Origin of the sequence: Methylobacterium pseudosasicola (assembly GCF_900114535.1) — a bacterium.
In the GTDB taxonomy this organism is placed as follows: domain Bacteria; phylum Pseudomonadota; class Alphaproteobacteria; order Rhizobiales; family Beijerinckiaceae; genus Methylobacterium; species Methylobacterium pseudosasicola.
This window is the reverse complement of sequence record NZ_FOTK01000110.1, coordinates 1-3,494: the sequence shown is the minus strand read 5'-3', so window position 1 is coordinate 3,494 and position 3,494 is coordinate 1. Positions and strand designations below refer to the sequence as shown.

Below are 3,494 nucleotides of genomic sequence, written 5' to 3'. Positions count from 1 at the left end.
CACCCCGTGGGGGCCGATCAGTGGTCTTATCATGCCCCTGCGGCACGAGCAGCCGGCAGCGCTCGCCGCGAGGCGCGCGTCCGTAGCGCCGGGCCATGTTGGTGGCGGCTGCGGTCTCGTCGAGAAAGACCAACGGGTCAGGGTCGAGATCGGGCATGGCGTCGAACCAGGCCTGGCGCTCGGCTCTCACGTCCGCGCGCTCCTGCTCGGCCGCGTACAGAGCCCCTTTTTACGGGTGATGCCGTGGCGAGCGAAGAAACTTGACAGGCCGCTCGTGCTGGTGGTCACGCCCTGCGCGGCCAAGGCATCGCGCACCTCGTGCAAGAACAACTGCGGCTCACGCTCATAGGTGGCCAGGATCAGGTCGGCCTGCGCCTCGATCACCTGCGAACGCTGATCGCCACCCCGTGCACGCGGGGCGATCTACCCCTCCTGCCGGACCCGCGCCGCCCAGCGGCTGGCGCTCGATACGCTCACCCCGAAACGGGCCGCCGCTCCTTGGCAGAAGGCGCCGTCAGCCAAAGCCGCGACAACGCGCTCCCGCAGATCGATCGACAGGGCTGATGGCATCGGCAAGCCCCTCACCTCACCAACTGCTCAGCATCGTTCCCGTTGCAAACCGAACGTGTACGGCTCTAAGGGCTTGATATTGATTATGCCGTCGCTCAGAGCTGATAATGAGCCGCGTAAATCGATCTTGAGTGAGGGTAAAGCAATCTAAAGGGTAAGTGTTGCCACAAGGACACGGCCGAAGGCTTGAAATCAATGTCTAATTGAATGCGAATCAGCAACTAGAACTGCGGGCCGTGAAAATATTTGTCTATCGCTCGGGTCTTGCCGCGCTATCGCTCGCTGTATTTGTCCAAGGTTGTGCCAACCAGCCGCTTCCTCAGGATATTACTGGTTCTATCACGAGCGATATCGTTGCCCGGATTAGATGCGAGGCACTAGACGGAATTCGCGATGCGGCGATCAAGGAGCTGAACAACTACGATGATATCGTATATAAAGATCTGACGGGTAAGCAGCTCGCCTATATGTTGGATAAAGATCGCAGGCTTTTCAATGACATTGGGGCGCCGCGGTTTAAAATCAAAGAACTCGACAAAGCCTTTGATTATTTTCGCAAGGCACAGATAACCTTTGATTTTACGCTTAATCTAAATGAATCTAATACACAAGGTGCAAACTTCGATCTCGTCAGAACATTTGCGCGTCGGATCGATGGCGTGGGGATTGGAGCAAAAGGAGAGCGGACGCGACAGACAATTCGTCATTTTCAAGTCACTGGTAATTTTCTCGTTCTTGCGACCAAAGTTAAAAGCGATTATTGTGAGGCGCCCCGACCGATAAATCTTGTCTAGCCGATCGAAGGCCGGCTTAAGATAACTGATTTGATCGACAGCTTTGTATTTATAAATAAAAATGGGAGTTTCAGGGGGACGCCAAGCGGGCCGGCCATTTCGACTATGTCTGACACGATCGTCTTCTCCACAAAGTTATCAGGGAATGTAAGTCCTACACTTACACTCAACCCTTCTCAGCTTTACGGCTTCGAGCTTTCACGGGTTACGCAGACAAACGATAATTTCCGAGAAGATCGACATCAGGTCATCATAACGACGACTTTGCCGAGCATTAAAGGGTTTCCATATTATTCTGGGAACAATCCGCCTACATTTACAGATGACGATCCCAGACTTTTGGTCGCCGCGGACTCGGTTCGGGAGACCAGAAGGCGGAATTTCGAAGACGCTGTAACACAATTTGGTGCTAGCTTCTCAAGAATGATCGGACCCTGAGAAGCAGTCTGATCTTTCGTTTTCGATCGCATTGGTGATATGCGCTTCAGAAAGCGAAGAGAAAAAGCGAAATCGGCAGCAGCTGCAGGAAGAACCAGATTACCTTCAGCATGAACCAGAGGTAAATCGCGACGAACAGGAACATCGCGCCCAAAAGGACTTTGTCGAGGAGCTTCATCGCGCCCCTTATCCCAGAAAGACGCCTAGTTCGTCCAGATGCCCCTTCACGCGATCGATGCGAGCATCCGTGATCTGGAGGAGAGTTCCTTTGATCATTTAGAATTCAGGATCTTAAAGATAGTGGATTTTCGTTACTGAGTTGCCTTACAGGGTTAGATGACCGCCGCTGTTCGAGATGCTTGCCGGCGCGTTTTTCACCAGAGATACTTCGTTCCGGCCTTTGACCATGTTGGTCAGCTCCGTGCAGAGCGGATACGCCCAGGTGATCTGTTCGGGTGTCATGTCGTTTTCCTTTCGTTTGCAATCGCGCAAGCGGCCGGGCGCACCCCGGGCGTGAGGTGGCCCAGCCGCGGCTAGAGCCGTGTCCGGCTAGGTTGAATCGTTGGGGGTAGCGGGCAGTCTGCGGATCTGATTCGCTGTCGGGCTTTCCGAGGAGATCGGGATGCCGTCAGCGCTATCGGTGGATCTGCGAGAACGGGTGATTGCGGCGATCGAGGCAGGAGCCTCGCGCCGCCAGGCGGCCAAGCGCTTCGGGATCGGCCCGTCCAGTCCGATCCGTTGGCACGAACGCTTCCAGGCGGAGGGCGTGATCGCACCCCTGCCCTCGTGCGGGCAGCGACCTGCGCCCGCCATCGAAGCGCACGCTGAGCGGATCCTTCAGATCGATCGGGAGCAGCCGCAGGCCTTCCTGCACGAGGTGCGTGATATCCTGGCCGAGCAGGGTGTCCGCACGAGCGTCAGCGGGTTGTGGCGGTTCTTCGCCCGGCATCGGACCACCCGTAAAAAGGGGCTGTCTACGCGGCCGAGCAGGAGCGTTGGGACGTGAGAGCCGCACGGGAGGCGTGGTTCGAGAGCCAACTCGACCTCGACCCCGATGCCGTCGTCTTCATCGACGAGACGGCGACCGCCACGAACATGGCCCGCACCTACGGTCGGGCTCCACGTGGCGAACGCTGCCGGCTCCTCGTGCCCAAGGGCCACTACAAGACCACCACCGTCACCGCCGCCCTGCGTCCCAGCGGCTTGGTCGCCACCACCTTGATCGACGGAGCCACCAACGGCGCGCGCTTCCGCGCCTACGTCACGGACACCCTGGTCCCGGTGCTGAAGCCCGGCGACACCGTCATCCTCGACAACCTGCAATCCCACAAAGTCGTCGGCGTGCGCGAGGCCATCGAGGCGGCCGGCGCGCGGCTCCTCTACCTCCCGGCCTACTCGCCCGATTCCAACCCGATCGAGCAAGCCTTCTCAAAGCTCAAGGCGCTGCTGCGCACCGCCGCGGCCCGAACCATCCCAGACCTTTGGGCGGCCATCGCCCAGGCCTTCGCAGCCTTCACCCCAGCCGAATGCCGAAACTACATCACCGCCGCCGGATACGACGCTTATGACCCAACCTAAACGGCAACAGCTCTAGCGCTAGAGCATTTTCGGGTTGCGCTGAATCGGATGTCTGGGGTTCACGCGAGACTGTCGGGCTGATTCACTGATCGCTCCAGAGGAGGAGCGAGGCAT

General features: G+C 58.2%; 4 protein-coding genes and 1 pseudogene. 2 read left to right on the top strand and 3 right to left on the bottom strand.

From position 1 onward, the window contains the following. Positions 1–570: pseudogene (locus BM228_RS33315) on the bottom strand (helix-turn-helix domain-containing protein); the annotation flags it as partial. Positions 571–773: 203 nt separating this feature from the next. Here BM228_RS33315 and BM228_RS34405 point away from each other — a divergent pair. Further along, positions 774–1,364, top strand: coding sequence for a hypothetical protein (locus BM228_RS34405; protein ID WP_139234355.1), 591 nt, complete (start codon positions 774–776; stop codon positions 1,362–1,364). 484 nt (positions 1,365–1,848) lie between these two features. Here the strand turns inward: BM228_RS34405 and BM228_RS35980 are convergent, their stop codons facing one another. Next, the gene (locus BM228_RS35980; RefSeq protein WP_280142377.1) at positions 1,849–1,980 is read right to left on the bottom strand and encodes a hypothetical protein; all 132 of its coding nucleotides are present in this window, start codon (positions 1,978–1,980) and stop codon (positions 1,849–1,851) included. 146 nt (positions 1,981–2,126) lie between these two features. Then, a complete protein-coding gene (locus tag BM228_RS35095) occupies positions 2,127–2,264 on the bottom strand; it encodes a hypothetical protein (protein WP_167367916.1) in 138 nt (45 codons plus the stop codon). A 160-nt stretch (positions 2,265–2,424) separates the two neighbouring features. Here BM228_RS35095 and BM228_RS33310 point away from each other — a divergent pair. Next, positions 2,425–3,380 (top strand): IS630 family transposase gene (locus tag BM228_RS33310; protein ID WP_092047614.1). Its coding sequence is split into 2 segments (ribosomal slippage): positions 2,425–2,776 and positions 2,776–3,380, totalling 957 coding nucleotides; the frame shifts between segments, so codons are not numbered across the junction. Positions 3,381–3,494: the final 114 nt, after the last annotated feature.